The sequence below is a fragment of the Ruegeria sp. AU67 genome (assembly GCF_900312795.1).
GTDB lineage: Bacteria > Pseudomonadota > Alphaproteobacteria > Rhodobacterales > Rhodobacteraceae > Ruegeria > Ruegeria atlantica.
On the sequence record NZ_OMPH01000021.1, the window covers coordinates 20865 to 42905 of the forward strand.

Below are 22041 nucleotides of genomic sequence, written 5' to 3' on the forward strand. Positions count from 1 at the left end.
AACGTTAATTATCCGGCATTGGCGGTGGCGTGTAACCCTCCCATTTGCCGGCTTGAACCTTTTCAGAAGGCTCTTTTTCTTTTGAACGCGGTGCATTGATGTATTCGTCGCTCACAGCTGGCGGCAGAGCATATTCGTCAACACTCGCTTCCCGAACAACGATCTGATCCTTGGTTACGTTTATCACCTGTAGATCTCGCGCCAGAGTGAGCGGTCCATCGTATGTCGAACGGACACCTTCCAGGATTGCCTGATAGTTTTCGGGCGAAAGAACAGAGTGATACCCTAGGGCCATGCGTGGCTCGACAGCGGACATAACTTTGCCGAAAGCCGCAGGTTCCGTATGAACGCGCGTAGCTACATAAGTCGCCTGTTTCATGTCCCAGCCAAAATAAGGGGCTAGCGCATCCGGTGGCAGGAAGGCCTCGTGAGACGCGATGTCCGCCCCTTTGGCATATTCTACATACCATTTGTTCGGGTATGTATCGCCACCAAAGACGTATTTCAGCCCATTCCATTCTAGAGAGTAGCTTACCGAGCCATCTAGACTGTGGATCGCAGGCCAGGAACGGATAGTTACGTCGTTCTCCTGATAAACAATCTCGTTTTCCTGCATGTAATCGAATTCAGTGACTTCAAGCTTGGCGCCATCATCCGGCAGCGCGCCCGTTCGCGTGGCCAAGTCCCAAGCGTAAGCTTTGGACATGCCCTCAACATAGGCTTTGGTGCCCAGTTCATCTTCTGATCCGGACGGGCCGAAGATGCGGAGCGGGGTATATCTGCCCGAAAGCCAACCTCCAACGTGGAGGCCCATGAAGTCTCCAACGTGATCAACATGCAAATGGCTGAAGAAGACCTTGTCGATCTTTGCGAAGTCCGGTCGCAGCGAGAACAGGTTTCCCGTTGCGCCAGTTCCTACGTCAAACAGAAAGACGTCCCCATTCCCAAGTTCCACATAAAACGAAATCGAAACGGCTGCCTTGGTTTGGTTTGGCATCCCCGTCCCCAATGCCGTGATACGCATCTCATCCTCGCCGAGGATTTCAGTGTTGGGAAAGTAAGACGCGGGATATACACCGTTTTCGATTTCAGTGGCACTCCGACCCGTCGGCAAGGCGTTTTGCGCCGTGGCTGTGCCAGCCAGCGTCATGCCTAATGCCATCAATGTACCGGCTGCGGTTTTCATTAAGTTATTCATTGGTCCCCCCTTCAAAACGAAGCCTGGTAAGAGAACACGAAACCGTGAACCTCTCGTTCACCATAGACATCTCTACGGTAATTCCATAGACTACTCTATGTCAAATAAAGAATGCTGTAATCTGAATGTCAGAAACTGTCACCCGAGCCTCACCCAAAAACGCCGCGACCAAGGAAGACTGGATATTGCTGGCCTACAAAGTTCTCAACGAGGGCGGCGTTTCCGCGATAAAGGTCGTGCCAATGGCAAAGCGAATGAACCTGACAAGCGGTAGCTTTTATTGGCATTTCAAGAACGTCCGTGAGCTTTTGGATGAGGTTCTCAGATATTGGGAGCAGGAACTGACTGACAATGTGATCACACAGGCAAAGACATTTGGCGGTCCCCCGGAAGACCGCATTCTTCTTCTCATGAAAAAGGTCATTGAAGAGGACGCCGCGTTGCCAGATCACGCTGTCTCAGTGTGGGCGAATACCGATGAGAAGGTAAGAGAAGCGTATCAAAGAACCATCGGCAAACGATTCCAGTTCGCCGCCTGGATGTTTGAACAGGCCGGGTTTTCGAAAGAAGAAGCGAAAGCGCGTGGAAGATTGATGGTTACTTCGCTAATGGGAGACTCATCGACAGGTCTGAAAGCGCAAGGCGATTGGGAAAAGGTTATAGAGCGGGAACATGCAATTCTTGTCGGAAAGTAGAAGATAGAACAAGAAAGTTGCCCGGCATTGTAAGTTTGCTCGAAACGGACAGCCAGTTTTTAATTGCCCAGTAGAAACAGCTCACGCAACAATGCCAGAAGCCGACGTTAAGTCTGTGACCATCAAGGTCCGCCTTGTCCGGATAGTGTTGAAGAAGTCGCCGTTTGGGCGCGTTCAGGATGCGGACTCAACAGGCTTCCGCCTTCCCTTCATCCCGTCAGTCTAGGTTGTGGCACCAGCTTGGCGAGTTTCCGAAGGTTTTGGGCGGTTGCTGCGAGTTGAAACTGTTCATATGCGCCTTTGGGTCCTCGTAGCCGCATCGTCGGCACGCCTATGTATCGTTTCAGATGTGCGAAGAGCATCTCAACCTTCCTTCTCTGAATGAACGAGGTCATGTACGCATCGGTCTTGCGGATATCGCGGGCGACGTCGCGAGCCGCTTCATGGACGGAACGAAGCACGTTTCGGGCTGGCTGATTTGGACAGCAATTTGCTTTCAATGGGCATGCGTCGCAGTCGTGCTTTGATGCACGATATTTAATGAAACCGTCTTTGCCGCCATTTGGCTTGCGCGGTTTGGAGAAGTTTCGCCGATATGTTCGCAGCTCTTTATTGCCGGGGCATGTGTAGCTGTCGGTCGTGGGGTCGTAGACGAAGTCTTCGCGCGAGAACGTGCCGTCCGTCCGTTTGGATTTATCCCACACCGGGATGTGCGGAGCGATGCCGCGCTCTTCCACCAACCAGCCCAGCATCTCCGCTGAGCCGTAGCCCGTATCGCCGACCAGCTTGTCCGGCGTCATGCCGAAGCGGTCCGTAATCCGGTCGATCATGCGCCGTGCAGCAAAGGCCTCAGCGGTTCGGATCGGAACCGATGGTTCAACATCGACGATCACCGCATTATCCAAATCCACCATATAGTTGGTGGAATATGCGAAGAAGGCAGCCCCACCGTCCGCGCCTGTCCAGCGTGCGGCGGGATCAACGGGTGAGATGTATTGGGGGACAACTTTGGTGGATGCGCCGAAAGCCGCATCATCCAGCGTTTCGAGATATTCCTCAACCACACGAGTGGCTAGGTCGGGCGGCAAACCCTCTTTGCTATCGACACCCCGCGTCTGGTTCGCATTCGCCGGGATCAGGCTGGCATCGACGCCGAAGCTATCGCCGCCAACCAGGCCCTCATCGATGCAGCGCCTCAGGACAGTCTCGAAGAGGTGGCGGAATAACCCGCACTCACGGAAACGCCCGTGTCGGTTCTTCGAGAAGGTCGAATGGTCTGGCACCGGATCGGTCAGATCGAGCTTGCAAAACCACCTGTAGGCCAGGTTGACATGCACCTCTTCGCAGAGCCGCCGCTCGGACAGAATGCCTTGGCAATAGCCCAACAACAGCATCCGGATCATCAACTCTGGATCAATCGAAGGACGACCGTGAGCGCTGTAGGACGGTGCCAGCAGAGGGCGAACTTCCGAAAGATCAAGGAAGCGATCAATGCCGCGTAACGGATGATCAGCAGGCACAAACTCTTCAATCGAGAACTCGTAAAACAGCGCCCCTTGCGCCACCTGCCTCGGTCCCATCATCACCGCACCTCCACTCTCAAAAACGAGTGAATCAGCGACAGGCAAACCAATCAACGGACTTTTTCAACACTATCTCCGCAAAGTAGTCGTTCATGCCACGTGCAACGGGTGACCGCGTTGAGCCCTTAGTGACCAATGCCGCGCCTCGCTCATTTTGAAGCGATGTGCGGAAAGCCGTCATTGGTCCAGTTCGGGATAGTAATTTGGCAGTATTGCCGCGTGAATACCGCATGTTTCGGGTCGATGAACTTATTCAGCACGGATAGTTTCACACCAAACAACCACAGGAATTCCCGATGCACGGACGCGACGCACTCTTCCCGGATTTTGACCAAATAACAGAGGCGGAAAACGCGTTGACCGAGCGCTTGAGTCAGGCACGCCGCGACTATGCCAATCGCAAGGCGACCTCGGCTGAGTTAACGCCTGACTGGTTGGGAGAGTTGAAATCCAAACAGTTTGATCAGGCAGAAGAACTCGAACCCCTGATGGATTGGGTGATTAATGCACTAGATGTCGGCAGCGTTCAGATGACTCATCCGGGATATCTTGGTCTGTTCAATCCCGCGCCAACCTTTGCCTCGGAATGTGCCGACCGGATCGCATCAGCCTTCAATCCGCAAATCTGTGTGTATTCTCATGCGCCAGCCGCTGTCGAAATTGAACAGCATGTCATCAATGAACTGGCCAGGCGCGCCGGGCTTCCCAAGGGGTCCGGGGGGCATTTTACCAGTGGTGGGGCTGAGGCCAATTCGGCGGCTGTTTTATGTGCCTTGCAGGCCAAATGCCCGGAGTACAGCGACAAGGGTATCTATGAGTTCGGTGGCCAACCAACGATTTACGTTTCAAAGGAAAGCCATCTTGCATGGTTGAAGATGGCGCATTCGGCGGGCATCGGGCGCAACGCCGTTCGATTGATCGCAACTGACGGCCAAGGCCAGATGGACGCAAGTTGTCTTGCGACCGCCATTGATGAGGATTCGAAAAACGGTTGTGTCCCGGTCCTGATCGTAGCTACGGCTGGCACCACGAATGCCGGGATGATCGACCCTCTCAAACCTTGCGGTGCTCTGGCGCGAGAGCATGGTATGTGGTTTCACGTCGATGCGGCATGGGGTGGGGCGATGATCGCCAGCACTGAAGGGCGAACCGCACTGGACGGCATTGAACTAGCGGATTCGATCACGATTGACGCCCACAAATGGTTCGCCACCACGATGGGCGCAGGCATGTTCCTGACCTCGCGCCCCGACATACCCGCACAGGTTTTCCGTATCTCGGCCAGCTACATGCCGGAAAGCGAGGCAGCCAAGGATTTCTATGTGAATTCCAATCAGTGGTCACGCCGCTTCGTAGGATTGCGCCTGTTCCTCGCCCTTGGTGCCGCCGGATGGGACGGCTACGGCGACCATGTCGAGCGTACCATCCAACTGACCAACCGGTTCACGGAAAATCTTAGAAATGCGGGTTGGATAAAGGCAAACCAGTCTCTCATGGGGGTAAGCTGCATGGTTCCGCCGGAAGGGCACGACGCCGTGCAACGCTATGTCGATGCGGTTCACGAAGATGGGCGTTTCTGGATTTCCAAGGCGATGTTCGAGGGCAAACCGGTTTTGCGGGCCTGCGTCACCAATGGACGTACGGATGAATCGATAATTGATCAGTTGACGGAATTTCTGACGACGGTTTGAGGCAAGGAAACATGCATCCGCCGCAAGAAGGGCGGGTGCTTTCCAGTTGGTCAACCGGCGCGCAGATGCGTGGTTGTCATGTCGATCAACAGACGCCCTGTTTCTCCGCGAACCTCGGTGCGAATGACAATGAGCTTGCCACCGCGTTTGACCGTTGTGGAGGTTGCAATCAGATCGCCTGTCTTTTCATTGCCCGACAGCACGGTATGAAGATCAACGGCGAGCGGAAAGCCTGACCCGTCTTCACCAATACTGTCCAGATCGCCGATGGCACACAAGGTTGCTGCGATATCGGCAAACCAGATCAAAGCGCCCGCGTGCATCGTTCCAAACGGGTTCTTTGCAGCTTCAGTTACCGGCATTCTGGCAATCACGCGTTCAGGCTCGCGGCTTTCAATGGTGAAGCCGATTTCGCCCTTCCATTCATTCTCAGCCAGTTTTTGTCTGATGTTCAATTCCATACCCTCAACTTACAGTAGCAAGAGCAGGCTTGCATCTGAGATACCTGAATTCGACCCAGAACTTGCGCATTTGGTCTTACCGAAGCGGTTATGAGAGCGCTGCAACCTGACACACGAGCAACTGCGGTGAAGGTCCGGAAGGTCCGCAAAGTAGGCATTCAAGCAAGTTGCAGCTAACGACCGCATTGTGCCCAACTTTAGCCTCCAGCTTCTCTATACCCTTTGACGTGCTCTAAACGCAGTTCTTTATACCTGATCTTGCAGATCGCTTCGCGTAGCAGTGGCAATGGAACACTTCCGTCGCCATAGCGCCCTGCCATGCCGGGCAAAGCATGGCCTAATAGGATGTCGTTGATATCAGGTTGTACACCCGCGTGGCGGCAAGCATCTTTGAAGTTATGGCGGAAAGAGTGGAACGAGGTCTTGACCGTCTTCGCGCCAATTCTGTCGATGTAGCGGTTAAAGTCTTTGCTAGCCTGATCCGAGTAGTAGCCAGTCGCTCCCAGCTTTAGTTCAGGGAATATCCGCTCGTGGCCCGCCTGTCGCTGAGCCTTTACGAAGCGGAGGAAGCCAAGCTGGATTAGCTCGGGATGTATGGGGACCAGTCTGCTTTTGCCAAACTTGACGCGTTGGTCTTCGTCGCCCTCTTGGACCCGTATTAGGGGTATGCCCTCTTCTTGGTCGATGTCTTCAACGCTCAACTGGCACAACTCGTTCAGCCGTGCACCAGTCCACAGGCCAAGCAGTGGAAGCCAATACCAACTGGTGTCGCTTAGGTTTGTATCTCCCGGCAGTGTGCGGAACCGCTTCGATTTGCACCCAGAGTACAGGGGGCTGTTGAAGATGGTCTGCAGTTGCTCTTTGCCGAACGGGTCGTGTTGGTTTCTGGCTTTGTTGTTATCATCAACCTTCATCGGCCCAAAGATGTCTGCAACCTCTTCGTCCAACTGTTTGTCAGCCCACTTCCATATACCTTGCAGCCTTCCCAACGCTTTGTTGACTGTACTTGCGGATAGCGTTGGCAATTCGTGGTCTTTGGCAGTTTGTATGGCCTCTCTGGGAGATAAGCCAATCGTTTGCGGCAGCTTGTTCCTGTTGCTGGGAAGCTCAAGCAGAACTTTCTTAAAGTCGCGCGCGTCAGCTTTTTTGTAGTCGAGAATTGGGCGGTCGCCTTGCAATTCGATGAACAGGCCGATCCAAGCCTGATAGTCGTTCGACAGCTTGGCTGACCACCCGTCTATCCGTTCCGCCTCAGCTTTTCTCTCGGCGAACAAGACGGACAGGGGCGGGCCAGAAAGCGCCTGTGGGGGCCTCTTTGAAATCGTGACTGAGGTCGCGCCGGAACTAGCTTGAGCGCTTTCAGTGGGGCTCACAGGAGCGCTGGGCGGCTCATCAAAATCGTACTTGTCGAATGTCTTATTATGTTCCAGCATGGTCTTGGCTAACGCCAATTGAGCATTCTTGATTTCACCTAATATCAGAAAAGCGTCTTCACGCGACTTGGGCTGTTTGACTCCTGTGCCGTTACAAAACTTATCAAGTTCTGAACGGGCATGTTCTCTGCCAAGCAATTCCCAGTAGTCTTCATTATCCGCCTCATGAAGACGGATGGCGTCGGCGATGCGTTCCTTCTCTAGCTCGGTGTAGGGGCCGAGTTCATACCTACGTGCCTTTGCTTTCTTTAGTACTTCTGTGAAGTGCTCGTGCACCTTTGTGCGCAGTTCGCCGTGGTTCATGCCCGATGCTTCTATGTGCTTTGCTAGTGTGTCGCCGCACACTGCAAGACGCCTTGCCAGAGTACCAGCCTCTTTAGGGCATCTTGTGCGCAAAGACACCCGAAGGGTCCTACGTGCGGTGCTTGGACTAGCGTGAGATTTTGGTCTTTTGTCGGGTAGGGGCCAGCGAAAGTAATATATGCCATGTCTGGACAGTGAGAGGTACGAATACAGCTTCATTTTGTGTCACACCTGTGTGTCACACCGCTCTAATGCTTGCTATCTAGTTGTATTGTTAGGTTTTGGTGGAGCCTAGGGGAGTCGAACCCCTGACCTCTTGCATGCCATGCAAGCGCTCTCCCAACTGAGCTAAGGCCCCTTCCAAGTACCGCTGTAGCGGTGGACGGACGTTTATGAGACGACGGCAATGAGCGCAAGTCCAAAAATGGATTATGCGGAAAAGATTCGGCCTCGCATCCGGGTGTGGTTTGAGGCGGCGCAAGGGCCGCCCCGGCCCGGTTTTAGCTTTCTTCTTCCGCTGGCATATCGGTGATTTCGTCCAGCGAAACGTCGTCACTGCTGTCGTCATCATCATCCAGCAGATCATCGTCCAGTTCGACGTCGACACTGTCGTCATCGTCCAGAACCAGATCTTCTTCCGACGCATTTTCGCGTGCTTTTGCCGACGCGGCATCTTCCGCATCTGCGGCGATCATCCGGCTCTTGCCGGTTTCAAGCTCCACGATCTCGCCGGTGTAGGGGCTGACGATCGGGTTCTTGTTCAGGTCGTAAAACCGCTTACCGGTGGTCGGGCAAACGCGTTTTACACCCCATTCTTCCTTGGGCATTTCAGATCCCCTTGATATCAGGTGAGTCGTAGTAATGATTCAGGTCACGTGCCACATGCAGCGGGCACTGTCAAAGCCTTTGAGCAGGAGAAACAGGCACATGGGGGACCACGCATTGCCCGGAAAACCGCCGGTGCCGCTAACGCTGCGCAAATCGGCCAGGGCGCGGCGTATCAGCTTGCGAATTTCTCAATTGGACGGGCGGGTTACACTGACCTACCCTAAAGGTGTCGCAGAAGCCGAGGCGCTGAATTTCGCCAAGGTCAAGGAAAACTGGATCCGTGAGCATCTTGAGGACAGACCCAACCCACTGGCCGTGGGATTCGGGCAATCAATCCCCATTGAAGGCAAAGAGAGGCGAATCGTACCGGCAGAGGGCCGACGCGTTCTGCTGCGGGACGCAGTGGTTGCAATCCCCAAAGGGGCCGAAGCCCGGCGATTGGCACGGTTCATAAAGGAACTGGCGCGGGATCGCCTGACCGAGGCCTGCGATGATTATGCGGCAATGCTGGGCCGACCTTATTCCAGCCTGACCTTGCGCGATACGCGGTCTCGTTGGGGATCGTGCAGTTCGACTGGTGGTCTGATGTTTTCGTGGCGCCTGATCCTCGCGCCATCGGACATCCTTCATTATGTCGCCGCACATGAGGTCGCACATCTGGCCGAAATGAACCATTCCACCGCGTTCTGGGCCCAGGTCGAGCGCCTGTTTGGTGACTGCAAAGCCCAAAGGCGCTGGCTGCGCGACAACGGGGCGCAGCTTCACCAGTACAGATTTGATAGCGCGACGAGTTGACCGCGCGGCGATTTGTGATCACATGGGGTTATGTTAAGCGCTCGCCCAACCGACACTCAACCCGCAGCTCATGATCTGGTCTATCGAGCCCTGCGCTCGCGTATCATGCACGGCGACATAGCGCCCGGGCAGGCGTTGACCCTCCGCGGCATCGGCAAGGAATTTGATGTCTCAATGACGCCTGCGCGCGAAGCGGTGCGGCGACTGGTGGCCGAAGGGGCGTTGTTTCTGTCTTCCTCGGGTCGGGTGTCCACGCCCGAGCTGACCAATGATCGTATCGAAGAGTTGGCGGCTCTGCGTGCACTGCTCGAGGTCGAGCTGGCCAGCCGTGCATTGCCCCGCGCGCACATGGCGCTGATCGACCGGTTGCAGAGCATCAACATGACCGTCGCGGAAATGGTCACGAAACGCGATGCCGTCGGTTACATCCGGTCGAACCTGGAATTCCATCGTACACTGTATCTGCGTGCTCAGGCCCCGGCGATGCTGGCCATTGTGGAAACGGTATGGCTTCAGCTGGGGCCAACAATGCGGGCGCTCTATGGGCGGTTGCGGCGGACAGAACCGCCGCATTATCACAAGCTGATCATCGCTGCGTTGAAGGCGGGGGATGAGCCCGGATTGAGGCTGGCTGTACGGTCGGATGTGACGCAGGGGCTGCGGATGCTGGTCAGTTAAGCGGCTTGTCGCCGAAGTGATCGGGTTGCCGTTTCCAAGCACCGCAGAACTAGCTTGCGCACCTGGTCTGCGATACTCTGACCCAAATCACAACAAGAGCAGATTTCAGACATGATCAATCGACGCCTATTTTCAGTTGGACTTGGGTCAACGTTTTTGGCCGCCTGTTCCGGTGGCACGCCAACCAGCGCCCCGGCAACGCGGATGCGGGCCGTCCCCAACGCAGGCTATGACGCCTGGGTTGCCGGCTTTAAGTCCCGCGCGGCCTCGCAAGGTATTTCTCAAACCACCATCAACCGGGCCTTTCAGGGGGCGGGGTACCTGCCGGGCGTGATCGAACGAGATCGCAATCAGGTCGAATTCAAACGCTCGCTTGAGGATTATCTGGCGATTGCAGCTTCTGATGAAAGGATCGCAACCGGCAAGCAGATGCTGGTGCGCCATGCAGGAACCCTGTCAGAGATCGAGGCAAAGTACGGCGTCGATAAAGAGGTTATCGTTGCCGTCTGGGGCCTGGAAAGCCGTTATGGATCTCGCCGGGGGGACGTGCCGGTGGTGTCGGCAGTGTCGACCCTGGCTTATGACGGCCGTCGCGGCGCGTTTTTTGAAAAACAGCTGATCGCTGCCCTGAAGATCATTCAAGAGGGCGATACAACGCCCGCGAACATGACCGGCAGCTGGGCCGGGGCGATGGGGCATACGCAGTTCATCCCGACGTCTTACTTGGCTTATGCGGTGGATTTCACCGGTGATGGCCGTCGGGACATCTGGTCCGAGGATCCCACGGACTCTTTGGCCTCGACCGCCGCCTATCTGGCGCGGGCTGGCTGGGTGCGCGGACAGCCATGGGGTGGCGAAGCTGGCACTGTTTCGGGAACACCTGTCGCGGTGTTACAGCCGCAAACGCCGGGGCCGCGCATTGCGGTGTTCCGCAATTTCCAGGTGATCAAGCGCTATAATAACTCGGACAGCTACGCGATCGGCGTTGGACATTTGTCTGACCGGATCGCTGGTGGTGCGCCATTTCAGGCCTCGTTCGGGCCCGATGCGACCGGGTTGACGCTTGAGGATCGCAAAGAGCTGCAGCGCCGCCTGACATCCGCAGGGTACGACACGCAGGGCGCGGATGGGGTTATCGGCAACAACACGAAATCTGCCATCAGCGCGTATCAACGCGCCAGTGGCTTGGCCGTAACCGGGGAACCTTCGGCGGCTTTGTTGCGCCAGCTCGGTGGCTGACGCTTTAGGCCGCCAACCCCTTCGAGCCGATATCCAGGAATTTTTGACGGCGTTCCTTGATAAGGGCTGCCGCATCCTTGCCATCCAGCTCTTTCAGCATAGCAGCAATAGCGCCGCGTACAGAGTCGACCGTTGCGGCGCGGTCGCGATGCGCGCCGCCCTTGGGTTCGGTGATGATGTGATCGCAGATGCCCAGCTTTTGCAGGTCTTGTGCGGTCAGGCGCAGGGCTTCGGCGGCCTCACGCATTTTCTCCGAGTCTTTCCACAAGATCGACGCGCAGCCTTCGGGCGAGATCACCGAATAGACCGAATGTTCCAGCATCGCTACACGGTTTGCTGTGGCAAACGCCACCGCACCGCCTGAACCACCTTCGCCAATGATCACGGACACCAGCGGAACGCCGATCTTCAAGCACATTTCGGTCGACCGCGCGATGGCCTCGGACTGGCCGCGTTCTTCGGCACCTTTGCCCGGATATGCGCCTGCCGTGTCGATCAGGGTGATGACGGGCAAACCGAAACGTCCGGCCATTTCCATCAGGCGCACAGCCTTGCGATACCCCTCGGGGCGGGCCATGCCAAAATTCCGTTCAATCCGCGATTTGGTATCCGAGCCCTTTTCGTGCCCGATCACCATGACAGGCTGATCATCGAAACGCGCCAGACCGCCGATCACAGCCAGATCGTCAGCGAAGTTGCGATCACCCGCCAGCGGCGTGAACTCGGTAAACAGCTCGGCCACGTAATCCTGGCAATGGGGGCGTTCGGGGTGACGCGCAACCTGACATTTCCGCCATGGGGTCAGATCGCCATAAAGCTCATCCAGCAACTTGGCGGCCTTGGCATCCAGCGCGGCGGCTTCTTCGGCCACGTCCATCTCTTCGTTGGCGCGGGCAAGCGCGCGCAATTCCTCGGCCTTGCCTTCGATCTCGGCCAGGGGTTTTTCGAAATCCAGATACTGGGTCATGACGCCTCTCAACGCGGAAGTTCATTGCTATATGAACTTGCTGTCAGAGGAATGCAACACAAGGTAAAGCGGGCCCCGATCAGGGGCCGCGCCAGTATGGGTTACTTCACAGGTACGTAGCTGGACGGTAGGCCGTCGTCGTCAGCGTTCACCATGTAGTACTGGTTCTCGCCGCTGTCCCAGACCAGAAATGCGTCCGCGCCTTCGGGTTTGGTCTGTTCGCCCCATGGGGCCTGAATGGTCAGAGCAACGCTTTTTGCATATCCCAGATCAGACAGGCGCAGCATATCAACTGGCGTCGTCTTGAGCGCACCTACAATGCCGGGCGCTTGATCTTCGAACATCGCCTTTACCTCAGGGGCCATGTCCAGCCGTTCGATCAGGCGCGCATTCTTGGCCGCAACATCGTCCAGTGAAACCAGCTCGTAGGCCTCGTCAAACGTGCTTTTGCCGATGATGTAGAAGTCCGGGCCATCCTTGCGGAACTGCAGCGCAATGATCGAGCCGGTATTCTCGGTCAGGTAAGCTTGATCGTAGCTGGTGCCATCAACCGAACCGAGGTTGTCGCGGATCGCCTCGGGGATGGCGTCGAAGTCATCGCTGTTCAGCTGCCAGCCCAGGATTGGGCGATCCTTGATATAGGCTTCGGGCGCCGGGTTATGCTGGCTGATACGTTCAGAAATCATGGATTGTGTCTGGACGTCATCGGCCTGCGCAATAGCCGGCATTGTGGCAAGGATGGCGGCAAACAGGACTTGGCGGAGCGGGCGAGATGGATTGTTCATATCGGTTCTCATTTACCATGTTGAAAAATCTATTGGTCTCGTGAGTTATCCGCCCATTGTAACATTCCTACGTGTGTAATCCGATGTGAATTCAGTGAGATTTGTAGCTGCGAAATATGAATCCGCAGGTGGGCAAGTAGAAAGGATGCCGATGAAGACCGCGTTCTGAGTGTTTTGACCGACAGTCATGGGAATCAGGCTGGCGACCTGCCGCTGAAATTGCTCAGTTCGGGTATAGAACCGGGTAGAGCGAGCCGACGAGCAAAGCCGCCATTGTCCAGTTGAACACCATCAACCGGCGCGGGTTCGTCAGGATGCGTGCCATTTGCTGGCCCAGAACGGTCCATGTGCTGACCGAGGGCAGGTTGACTGCCCCGAAAACAAGGGCCACCACAATGATCGCCTGAAGGGTCTGATCAGGTGTGTAGGCGGTTGTGGCTGTCAGGGCCATGGCCCAGGCCTTTGGGTTGACCCACTGAAAGGCTGCTGCCTGCAGGAACGTCATCGGCGTGCCTGTCGTGTTTTGCCCCTTCGCCGGGGCGGCATGTGCGATTTTCCAAGCAAGGAACAGAAGATATGCAACAGAGGCGAATTTCAGCACCGTGTAGCTGATCGGATATCTGTCGAATAGCTGCACCAGCCCGGTGCCGACCAATAGCACCATGAAGGTAAACCCAAGCCCGATCCCCAGCATGTGCGGGATGCTCTTGCGAAATCCGAAATTGGCCCCAGACGCCATCAGCATCAGGTTGTTGGGTCCAGGTGTAATGGACGAGACAAAAGCAAAGGCGATCAGGGCCAGAAGGATATCGTAGGTCATAAGGTGGATAATTGCTGCAAACCGCACAAACGAAATTGCGTTTTAATGCGCGATCTCGTTAATATCACAATCAATGGCGAAAATTGACCACATAAATCAGCAAATATTGCGAGAACTTTCGCAAGACGGCCGCATCAGTAATTTGGATCTGGCGGACCGGGTAGGGTTGTCTCCTTCTGCCTGCCTGCGCCGCGTGCAGGAGCTGGAGCGTTCGGGTGTAATCTCGGGCTACCGCGCAGTCCTGAACCCATCCGAGATTGGTGTCGGATTCGTCGCCTATATCGGCGTTGGGCTGGATGAACATACCAAAGCTGCCCAGGAAGGGTTCGAACGCGCTCTTCAACGTGTGCCGGAAGTGGTCGAATGCCACAATATCACGGGGACAATCGAATACCTGTTGCGCGTGGAATGCGCGGACTTGCCTTCGTACAAGACATTCCACACCGAAGTTCTGGGAACACTGCCGCATGTGACGTCGATCACGTCTTATGTGGTGATGGATTCACCCAAAGATATGCGCGCCTGACGTTGGAATTGTTATCTTCAACCGGCTTGCCGGGTGAATTTTCACAGCCTAGTGTCTTCTCAAGGACCTGATCGAAGGGGAACAACCCCAACAGGCCACACACAGGGAGAAGATAATGAAATTTGTTCGCATTGGAGCGCTGATAGCAGCTGCGGCGTTTATCGCCAGTTCAGCAGTGGCCGCGCCGCTCAAATTACAGCCCGCCAGTCCGCAACCCAGTCCAAAAGCGGGATTGAATGTAAAATATGTGGGAACTGGTACTCAGCGCAAAATCCGCAATCTCACTCATGCCAAGCAGTTATTGCCTAAGGCCCAGCCGGGGCAGCCGCTGATCGGTTTGGATTATAGGGATACAAACGAGGGGGAGGATGTTTTGACATTCGACCACCACTATAATGTCGCTGCAGAAATCACCGGTTACATGCGCTTTGACTCACCGGGGGTTTACGAGTTGGAGACATGGTCAAACGATGGAATCGATGCCTGGGTCGGCGGGCAGCAGATCGGCAAAGTCAATAGTATTCAGGGGTGTGAGGCCAATCAACGAACTGAAGTAGAGGTGCCGAAGGCCGGCTGGTATCCGCTGAAGATAATCTATTTTCAGAAGCTCGGTACATCTTGCCTGATGATGAAGTCAGGAAAGAAAGGTGAGCGTTTTACATGGACGCCTAACGACGTCTTTGGCCGGTAGGCCCCAATAAGGCGCCCCTAAGGACGCCTTATTCAATTATATCAGTTCGCGGCAATCAATTCGGCCTGCGCCACGATCACTTCTGCCTGTTTGATCGAGGCGATGTCGACCAGACGGCCTTTGTAAACGGTTGCGCCTTCGCCATTGGCTTTGGCCTGCTCCATCGCAGCCAGGATCTCGCGTGCCTCGGACACGGCTTCATCCGACGGGGTGAAGACCTGATTGGCCAACGCGATCTGCTTGGGGTGGATCGCCCATTTCCCGACCATACCCAAGGTAGCCGAACGTTTCGCTTGCGCGATGTAACCTTCGTCGTCTGAGAAGTCGCCAAAGGGTCCGTCCACGGGCAGAACGCCATGTGTCCGGCATGCAGCAACAATGGCAGCCTGCGCCCAATGCCACGGGTCGGACCAGTGTTTTTCACCTTCGCGCAGCATGTAATAGTTTTCCTGCGTGCCGCCGATACCGGTGGTCTGCATCCCCATCGAGGCTGCAAAATCTGCTGCACCCAGGCTCATCGCTTGCATGCGCGGAGACGAGGCCGCGATTTCTTCGACATGGGCAACGCCAGCTGCGGATTCGATGATGACCTCAAAGCTGACGGGCTTTGTACGGCCCTTGGCGCGCTCGATGGCGGTGACCAGCGCGTCTACGGCGTAGACATCTGCCGCGCAGCCGACCTTGGGGATCATGATCTGATCCAGCCGGTCGCCGGCTTGTTCCAGCAAGTCCACCACATCGCGGTACCAATAGGGTGTGTCCAGTCCGTTGATGCGCACGGACATGTATTTGTTGCCCCAATCGACGGTGTTCAGCGCTTCGATCACATTTGCGCGCGCGGCGTCCTTGTCCGACGGCGCGACCGAGTCCTCAAGGTCGAGGTTGATTACGTCTGCGGCCGACGCGGCCATTTTCGGGAACAGCTTGGTGTTTGATCCCGGTCCGAACAACTGGCAACGGTTGGGGCGCGCGGGGGCGGCGGGTTGGATGCGAAAGCTCATCTGGACCTCGTGCGAGAAAGGAAATTACGATTTTCTTGCCTCATGGGGTATTAAATTGCGCAAGCCATAGCAAGCATCTTTGTGCAGGTGCGGCAATGCAATCGCAGCAATCGCCGCAATACAGGGTCAAAACAGTGATTAAAGTTTAATCGCTTTGGAAACTTGAAAGATTAGTGCGCCATTTAGGAGGAAGGCGCAAAAATTTCCCACCTGACGGGGCGTTGTCAGACGAAAACGCGAAACACTCGTGGAAATCGTCCCCTAGATTGCGCCAGAATCAAAGGAGTAAACCGCAATGATCGAGACACCGTACCTGCTGTTTTTGGGCGATGCGCCCGACCAATTAGCGGCCAAAGTTGCAATCGGCATCAAGGACTGGCGTCCTGAGAATGCCGTTGGCCAGTACCGTATGGAAGGTTGCAAGGCCGATCTGGGCCTGACCGACATGTCCCTGACCGAGGCGAAAGAAGCTGGCGCCAAGACGCTGGTTATCGGCGTTGCCAACCGTGGTGGCGTGATCAGCCAGGAATGGAAAAAGGTTCTGGTCATGGCGTTGGAGGAAGGCTTTGACCTGGCCTCTGGTCTGCACAACCTGCTATGCGACGAACCCGATCTGGTGGCTGTTGCTGAAGCCACCGGCCGCAAGCTGCACGATGTTCGCGTACCTTCGGTGGAATACCCGATTGCAAACGGCATCAAGCGCAAGGGCAAGCGCTGTCTGGCTGTTGGCACCGATTGCTCTGTCGGCAAAATGTACACGGCGATGGCGATGGATGCCGAGATGCGCGAGCGCGGCATGAAGTCGACCTTCCGCGCAACCGGACAGACAGGCATTCTGATCACCGGGGACGGTGTGCCGCTGGATGCGGTCATTGCCGATTTCATGGCCGGTTCGGTCGAATGGCTGACGCCTGACAACGATGACGATCACTGGGATCTGATCGAAGGGCAGGGGTCGCTGTTCCACGTGTCTTATTCCGGTGTGACCATGGCGCTGATCCACGGCGGCCAGCCGGATGCGCTGATCCTGAGCCACGAGCCGACCCGCGACCATATGCGTGGTCTGCCGACCTATCAGTTGCCGACCCTGGAAGCGCTGCGCGACACGGCATTGGGTCTGGCCAAGGTTGCCAACCCGGATTGCCAGGTCGTTGGTATTTCGGTCAACACGCAGCACATGTCCGAAGATGACGCCACCGCATATCTGGCCAAGGTTGAGGCCGATATGGGCCTGCCCGCGACTGACCCGTTCCGCTTTGGTTCGGGCAAGCTGGTGGATGCGCTGGCCGCACTGTGATCTAAGCGGCGCGTCGGAGGCGGGCTTGTCCGCCTTCGGCGAAAGTATTTTGAAAAAGATGAAGGAGCTGGCGCGTGCAGGTAGAAGTCTCTCGTGACGTGTTTCGGCTGGCGCAGGTCTTTACGATCTCGCGCGGGTCTCGGACCGAGGCCAAGGTGCTGACGGTTCGGATTTCTGACGGTACCCATCAGGGGTGGGGCGAATGCGTGCCCTATGCCAGGTATGATGAAACGCTGGACTCGGTCGAGGCCGAGATCGCAGCTTTGCCTGCCGAGTTTACCCGCGACAGCCTAATGGACTTTTTACCTGCCGGGGCGGCGCGGAATGCGGTTGATTGCGCCCTTTGGGACCTTGAGGCCAAGCGCGCAGGAAAGCGGGCCTGGGATCTGGCCGGGCTGCCGGTTCCGGGGCCAGAAATCACAGCGTATACGCTGTCGCTGGACACGCCGAAAAAAATGCAGGCGCAGGCCGCAGCCAATGCGCATCGGCCCTTGCTGAAGATCAAATTGGGCACACCGGATGACATGCCCCGGCTGGAGGCTGTGCGCTCAGGTGCACCAGATGCCACGATCATCGTGGACGCCAACGAAGGCTGGTCAGCTGCGGTTTACGCCGACCTTGCCCCGCATCTGGTGCGTTTGGGTGTAGCCCTGGTCGAGCAGCCTTTGCCCGCCGGGGAAGATGACGCCCTGATTGGAATGGAGCGCCCCGTGCCAGTGTGTGCTGATGAGTCCTGTCATGATCGCACAAGCCTTCAGGGCCTCAAGGGCAAGTACGATGTGGTCAACATCAAACTGGATAAAACGGGCGGCCTGACCGAGGCGCTGGCCCTGCGCCAGCAGGCGCTGGCTGAAGGCTATCGCGTGATGGTCGGCTGCATGGTTGGCAGCTCTCTGGCTATGGCACCTGCGACACTGTTGGCACAAGGTGTGATGGTGACAGACCTTGACGGCCCGCTTCTGCTGGCCGAAGACCGCGACAACCCGCTGATTTTTGATGATGCCGGAGTGCACCCGCCCAAAGCGGACCTCTGGGGCTGAGGAGACAAGACATGACCCGCACCGTTTTTGTAAATGGCGAATACCTGCCCGAGACCGAGGCCAAGGTGTCCATCTTTGACCGTGGTTTTCTGTTCGCAGACGCCGTTTACGAAGTCACCAGCGTTCTGGATGGCAAGCTGATCGATTTCGAAGGTCACGCCGTGCGTCTGAAGCGGTCTCTGGATGAGCTGGAGATGGCTGAGCCCTGCACCAAGGATGAGCTGCTTGAAATTCACCGCAAGCTGGTGGAACTGAACGGCATCGAAGAAGGGCTTGTCTACCTGCAGGTCAGCCGTGGATCGGATGGCGATCGGGACTTTGTTTTCCCGTCCGAAGATACCAAGCCCAGCCTCGTGCTTTTCACCCAGAACAAGCCTGGTCTGGCCGATAGCCCAGCCGCCAAGAAGGGTGCCAAGATCATCTCGATCGAGGATATCCGCTGGGGCCGCCGCGACATCAAGACCGTGCAGCTGCTGTACCCGTCGATGGGTAAGATGATGGCCAAGAAAGCTGGCTGTGACGATGCGTGGTTGATCGAGGACGGTTATGTGACCGAGGGCACCAGCAACAACGCCTACTACGTCAAGGACGGTAAAATCGTCACCCGCCCACTGTCGAACGACATTCTGCACGGCATCACACGCAAGGCAGTGCTGCGCATGGCGGCCGAAGCACAGATGGAAGTCGAAGAGCGCCTGTTCACCATTGATGAGGCGAAGGAAGCGGATGAGGCTTTCACCACTTCGGCCAGCGCGTTTGTCATGCCAGTGGTCGAGATTGACGGGGTTGCGCTGGGCGACGGTACACCGGGACCAATCGCCAAGCGTTTGCGGGAAATCTATTTGGACGAAAGCCGCAAGGTCGCAATCTAAAGAAAAGGCCCGCCAGATTGGCGGGCCTCTTTCGGTTTTGGCGTCAGCCCTTGTTCGTTACATTCTCTTCGAACGCGACTTTGAAGGCGGCCTGTTTTTCCGGGCTGGCGTCGGTCTGGTATTTGGCTTTCCACTCATCCATGGTCATGCCGTAGAAAATTTGACGGGCTTCGTCCTTGCCCATCTCAATGCCTTTTTCGTTGGCTGCTTCTTGATACCACCGCGACAGGCAGTTGCGGCAGAACCCGGCCAGATTCATCATGTCGATGTTTTGCACATCAGTGCGGTCCTCCATCAGATGCTGTTGCAAGCGACGGAATGCGGCGGCTTGAAGTTCGATTTCGGTTTGCTTGTCCATGGTCTGGCTCCGGATTACAGGAATGCGTGCTGTATGTGACCTAGCGGCCCGGGGGCGATGATTCAACAATCAGCGTATCAGGTCAGTTTCAAAGCCAGCCATGGGGTGATGCAGAAGATCAGCGTCAGGATCTTATAATTTGCCAGGTACCGGAAATAAGCCCGTTTCACTGCGGGGCGTTCCATCTGGAACATTTTGCCGTGAATGCCAGCGATCCAGTCCTGCAACAGCAAGATCATCATTGTGGTGAACAGCAGAATCGCGATGTTGAGCACGGCCATCCAGCCAAAGACGGACGTCAGAAATTCCTGAGTCATAGTGGCCTCCTTTACCCCTATAATATGGGGTCTGGGGTTGGCTCTCACAATGAAGTGAGGGCTTTTGTCACAAGCCGCTTTGGTCCAGCGCGTCCTGCAGGATAGGGGCTAGCCGCTCGGCCCATTCTCGCTGTCCTGCGTGTTCGGCAATCAGATCATTGCGCAGCTCGATCAGTGCGTTGGGGCGACCAAAACTGGTACAGTGTTTGTCAATCGCATCACCGGGGAGCACGCCGGTATAGGGTTCATTAACGCCGACGCAAAGGTCACCTTCGGCCTCAAGGCGGTTGATCAACGGGCCCGAGAAACGTTCGTCCGGAGTATGCAAAACCCCAATATGCCACGGGCGGGGATCACGACCCCTTAATTGCCGCGTGAACGAGTGCATCGACACGATCACTGCATGCGGCAACGCGGCCATCTGCGCCAGCGCGTCATGATACGGGCGATAACACATGTTCAAACGCCGCTCTCGTTCTACCGCATCAGCGTGCCGGTTGCCGGGAATGATCGACCCGTCATAGAGCTTCATCAACAAGGTCGGATCATCCTCGCCGCGGTTCGGATCAATCACGAGGCGGGAAAAATTGGCTGCGATCACGGGCGCATTCAAAAGCTCACCCAGATGCTTTGACACCTCGTAGGCACCTACATCATAAGCGATGTGGCGTTCCATATCTTCACGAGGCAGGCCAAGGTCGCCACCGTGGATGTCGGGCGGAACCAAGTTGGATGCGTGGTCGCATGTGATCAGCCAACGCGAGGGCCGATCCGCGCCGTGGATAAAAAACGGGGAATACGTCATAAGCCTGTCATCTAGTTTGTCGCAGGTTTAGGGCAGTTGCTTTGAAAAGGGAATTGCGCAATAAGCAGGCGGAGCAATGTTTGCGGTAACATTTGCGCAGAATCAAGAGAAGACGTTAGGAGAGCCAGACCAATGCGACGCCTGAGAAATGTGAAAATCGTGGCGACGCTGGGACCGGCGTCAAATGACTATGACATGATCCGCGCGCTGTACGAGGCAGGCGCAGACGTCTTCCGCCTGAATATGAGCCACGGCAGCCATGATGAGATCCGCGAACGCCACCGGATCATCCGACAGATCGAAAAAGACCTGGACAGGCCAATCGCAATTCTGGCCGACCTTCAAGGACCCAAGTTGCGTGTCGGGGTGTTCGCCAACGACGCAGAAGAACTTGAAGAAGGCGCGGCCTTCCGTCTGGATCTGGACCCTGCGCCTGGAGATATCAACCGCGTTTGTCTGCCGCATCCCGAGATTTTTGCCGCGTTGGAGCAGGGTGCGCGGCTTCTAGTCAACGACGGCAAAATCCGTCTGACCGTGCAGGACTGTGGCCAGGATTTTGCCAATTGCACCGTTGAGGTCGGCGGTACGATCTCGAACCGCAAAGGTGTGAATGTTCCTGACGTGGTGCTGCCACTGGCAGCTCTGTCGGCCAAGGACCGTGACGATCTGGAATTCGTCTGCCAACTGGGCGTGGACTGGCTGGCGCTCAGCTTTGTGCAACGTGCTAAGGACGTGTTTGAGGCCCGCGCGCTGGCAGATGGGCGTGCGTCTATCCTGTCCAAAATCGAAAAACCTGCAGCGGTCGAGGCATTCGACGACATTCTGGATGCCTCTGACGGGATCATGGTCGCGCGCGGCGATCTGGGTGTCGAGCTTCCGGTGTCAGCCGTGCCCCCGATCCAGAAACGACTGGTGCGCAAATGCCGTGGGGCGGCTAAGCCTGTGATCGTGGCCACCCAGATGCTGGAAAGCATGATCGAAAGCCCGATGCCAACCCGGGCCGAGGTCTCGGATGTGGCGACAGCAATCTACGAAGGCACGGATGCGATCATGCTCAGCGCGGAATCGGCTGCTGGTACGTACCCGATCGAGGCTGTGCAAACTATGAACAAGGTCGCCATCGAGGTCGAAGCCGACCCGACTTATACGCAGATCATCGCGGCGTCCCGGACGGCAAAGGGGACCACTATTGCCGATGGTATCGTTGCCGCCGCGCGCGAGATTGCAGAAAAAACAGATATCAAGGCGATTTGCTGTTTTACCCAAAGCGGCACCACCGCGCTGCTGACCGCCCGCGAACGTCCCGGCGTTCCGATCATCGCAATGACGCCTGCCACGGGAACCGCGCGGCGTCTGTGTCTGAGCTGGGGCTGTCATTGCGTGATGACGCCCGAGCTGGAGCGGTTCAAAGGCGCTGTCGTCAACGCGGCCCGTGCGGCCCGTGCCGGTGGGTTCGCATCCGAAGCCGATCAGATCGTGGTGACTGCCGGTGTGCCTTTCAACGTCCCGGGAACGACCAATATTTTGCGTATCGCGCCTTGCGATGAACGGCTGATCTACAACACTGATCCCGGGTGACAGTTGCGATGCAGGGCCTTGAAAAGCTGGTATCAAACCGATACGCCTAAATTTTAGGCGGAAAAAGTATATAAATTTCA

The 22041-nt window shown here is 56.4% G+C and carries 23 protein-coding genes and 1 tRNA gene; 11 read left to right on the forward strand and 13 right to left on the reverse strand.

The features are described from left to right. Nucleotides 1-4 precede the first annotated feature (4 nt). Nucleotides 5-1198: a guanitoxin biosynthesis MBL fold metallo-hydrolase GntH gene (gene gntH, locus DK510_RS11365; protein ID WP_109312205.1), complete on the reverse strand. Its 1194-nt coding sequence runs from the start codon at nt 1196-1198 to the stop codon at nt 5-7. A 185-nt stretch (nt 1199-1383) separates the two neighbouring features. Between gntH and DK510_RS11370 the strand changes: the two genes are divergently transcribed. Beyond that, complete coding sequence (locus DK510_RS11370) at nt 1384-1893, forward strand: TetR/AcrR family transcriptional regulator (RefSeq protein WP_160116501.1); 510 nt, start codon at nt 1384-1386, stop codon at nt 1891-1893. Between the two features lie 209 nt (nt 1894-2102). Here the strand turns inward: DK510_RS11370 and DK510_RS11375 are convergent, their stop codons facing one another. Beyond that, complete coding sequence (locus DK510_RS11375) at nt 2103-3476, reverse strand: transposase (RefSeq protein ID WP_109312301.1); 1374 nt, start codon at nt 3474-3476, stop codon at nt 2103-2105. Nucleotides 3477-3772: 296 nt separating this feature from the next. On the opposite strand from DK510_RS11375, the gene DK510_RS11380 reads away from it, so the two are divergent. After that, nucleotides 3773-5167 (forward strand): pyridoxal-dependent decarboxylase, encoded by a 1395-nt coding sequence (locus tag DK510_RS11380; protein ID WP_109312207.1) that lies wholly within the window; start codon nt 3773-3775, stop codon nt 5165-5167. A gap of 50 nt (nt 5168-5217) precedes the next feature. Here DK510_RS11380 and DK510_RS11385 read toward each other — a convergent pair whose 3' ends face one another. The 4 genes from DK510_RS11385 to DK510_RS11400 all read right to left on the reverse strand — a co-directional run bounded on the left by DK510_RS11385 (nt 5218) and on the right by DK510_RS11400 (nt 8191). After that, a complete protein-coding gene (locus DK510_RS11385; RefSeq protein ID WP_160116502.1) occupies nt 5218-5622 on the reverse strand; it encodes a PaaI family thioesterase in 405 nt (134 codons plus the stop codon). Nucleotides 5623-5825: 203 nt separating this feature from the next. Next, nucleotides 5826-7364, reverse strand: coding sequence for a site-specific integrase (locus DK510_RS11390; protein ID WP_160116503.1), 1539 nt, complete (start codon nt 7362-7364; stop codon nt 5826-5828). A gap of 282 nt (nt 7365-7646) precedes the next feature. Further along, a tRNA-Ala gene (locus DK510_RS11395) sits at nt 7647-7722 on the reverse strand. 142 nt (nt 7723-7864) lie between these two features. After that, nucleotides 7865-8191 (reverse strand): TIGR02300 family protein, encoded by a 327-nt coding sequence (locus DK510_RS11400; protein WP_108861356.1) that lies wholly within the window; start codon nt 8189-8191, stop codon nt 7865-7867. Between the two features lie 100 nt (nt 8192-8291). Between DK510_RS11400 and DK510_RS11405 the strand changes: the two genes are divergently transcribed. The 3 genes from DK510_RS11405 to DK510_RS11415 all read left to right on the forward strand — a co-directional run bounded on the left by DK510_RS11405 (nt 8292) and on the right by DK510_RS11415 (nt 10904). Further along, a complete protein-coding gene (locus tag DK510_RS11405) occupies nt 8292-8987 on the forward strand; it encodes a M48 family metallopeptidase (protein WP_200833233.1) in 696 nt (231 codons plus the stop codon). A 30-nt stretch (nt 8988-9017) separates the two neighbouring features. Beyond that, nucleotides 9018-9665 (forward strand): GntR family transcriptional regulator, encoded by a 648-nt coding sequence (locus tag DK510_RS11410; RefSeq protein WP_058279022.1) that lies wholly within the window; start codon nt 9018-9020, stop codon nt 9663-9665. Nucleotides 9666-9776: 111 nt separating this feature from the next. Beyond that, nucleotides 9777-10904 (forward strand): lytic murein transglycosylase, encoded by a 1128-nt coding sequence (locus DK510_RS11415; protein WP_058279021.1) that lies wholly within the window; start codon nt 9777-9779, stop codon nt 10902-10904. Between the two features lie 4 nt (nt 10905-10908). Here DK510_RS11415 and DK510_RS11420 read toward each other — a convergent pair whose 3' ends face one another. The 3 genes from DK510_RS11420 to DK510_RS11430 all read right to left on the reverse strand — a co-directional run bounded on the left by DK510_RS11420 (nt 10909) and on the right by DK510_RS11430 (nt 13476). Continuing rightward, the gene (locus tag DK510_RS11420) at nt 10909-11871 is read right to left on the reverse strand and encodes an acetyl-CoA carboxylase carboxyltransferase subunit alpha (RefSeq protein ID WP_109312211.1); all 963 of its coding nucleotides are present in this window, start codon (nt 11869-11871) and stop codon (nt 10909-10911) included. A 101-nt stretch (nt 11872-11972) separates the two neighbouring features. Then, nucleotides 11973-12656 carry a hypothetical protein gene (locus DK510_RS11425; RefSeq protein WP_234999041.1) on the reverse strand — a complete coding sequence of 228 codons (684 nt, stop codon included), beginning with the start codon at nt 12654-12656 and terminating at the stop codon, nt 11973-11975. Between the two features lie 223 nt (nt 12657-12879). Next, the gene (locus DK510_RS11430) at nt 12880-13476 is read right to left on the reverse strand and encodes a LysE family translocator (protein ID WP_109312213.1); all 597 of its coding nucleotides are present in this window, start codon (nt 13474-13476) and stop codon (nt 12880-12882) included. A 73-nt stretch (nt 13477-13549) separates the two neighbouring features. Here DK510_RS11430 and DK510_RS11435 point away from each other — a divergent pair, with 73 nt between their 5' ends. Then, nucleotides 13550-14002 carry an Lrp/AsnC family transcriptional regulator gene (locus DK510_RS11435; RefSeq protein WP_109312214.1) on the forward strand — a complete coding sequence of 151 codons (453 nt, stop codon included), beginning with the start codon at nt 13550-13552 and terminating at the stop codon, nt 14000-14002. 115 nt (nt 14003-14117) lie between these two features. Beyond that, nucleotides 14118-14693, forward strand: coding sequence for a PA14 domain-containing protein (locus DK510_RS11440; protein WP_109312215.1), 576 nt, complete (start codon nt 14118-14120; stop codon nt 14691-14693). Nucleotides 14694-14734: 41 nt separating this feature from the next. Here DK510_RS11440 and DK510_RS11445 read toward each other — a convergent pair whose 3' ends face one another. After that, nucleotides 14735-15694, reverse strand: coding sequence for an L-malyl-CoA/beta-methylmalyl-CoA lyase (locus DK510_RS11445; RefSeq protein WP_058279015.1), 960 nt, complete (start codon nt 15692-15694; stop codon nt 14735-14737). A 295-nt stretch (nt 15695-15989) separates the two neighbouring features. Here DK510_RS11445 and dgcN point away from each other — a divergent pair, with 295 nt between their 5' ends. The 3 genes from dgcN (at nt 15990) to DK510_RS11460 (ending at nt 18903) form a co-directional block, all read left to right on the forward strand. Next, the gene (gene dgcN, locus DK510_RS11450; RefSeq protein WP_109312216.1) at nt 15990-16991 is read left to right on the forward strand and encodes an N-acetyltransferase DgcN; all 1002 of its coding nucleotides are present in this window, start codon (nt 15990-15992) and stop codon (nt 16989-16991) included. A 74-nt stretch (nt 16992-17065) separates the two neighbouring features. Beyond that, nucleotides 17066-18031 (forward strand): N-acetyl-D-Glu racemase DgcA, encoded by a 966-nt coding sequence (dgcA, locus tag DK510_RS11455; RefSeq protein ID WP_109312217.1) that lies wholly within the window; start codon nt 17066-17068, stop codon nt 18029-18031. Nucleotides 18032-18042: 11 nt separating this feature from the next. Then, nucleotides 18043-18903, forward strand: a complete 861-nt coding sequence (locus DK510_RS11460) for a D-amino-acid transaminase (protein ID WP_109312218.1) — start codon at nt 18043-18045, stop codon at nt 18901-18903. Between the two features lie 43 nt (nt 18904-18946). Here DK510_RS11460 and DK510_RS11465 read toward each other — a convergent pair whose 3' ends face one another. The 3 genes from DK510_RS11465 to DK510_RS11475 all read right to left on the reverse strand — a co-directional run bounded on the left by DK510_RS11465 (nt 18947) and on the right by DK510_RS11475 (nt 20383). Continuing rightward, the gene (locus tag DK510_RS11465; protein ID WP_109312219.1) at nt 18947-19261 is read right to left on the reverse strand and encodes a DUF1244 domain-containing protein; all 315 of its coding nucleotides are present in this window, start codon (nt 19259-19261) and stop codon (nt 18947-18949) included. Between the two features lie 77 nt (nt 19262-19338). Then, entirely contained in the window at nt 19339-19578 is a 240-nt protein-coding gene (locus DK510_RS11470) for a DUF6868 family protein (protein ID WP_109312220.1), read from the reverse strand. 67 nt (nt 19579-19645) lie between these two features. Next, the gene (locus tag DK510_RS11475) at nt 19646-20383 is read right to left on the reverse strand and encodes an N-formylglutamate amidohydrolase (RefSeq protein WP_109312221.1); all 738 of its coding nucleotides are present in this window, start codon (nt 20381-20383) and stop codon (nt 19646-19648) included. 132 nt (nt 20384-20515) lie between these two features. Here DK510_RS11475 and pyk point away from each other — a divergent pair, with 132 nt between their 5' ends. Continuing rightward, complete coding sequence (gene pyk / locus DK510_RS11480) at nt 20516-21961, forward strand: pyruvate kinase (RefSeq protein WP_058273351.1); 1446 nt, start codon at nt 20516-20518, stop codon at nt 21959-21961. Nucleotides 21962-22041: the final 80 nt, after the last annotated feature.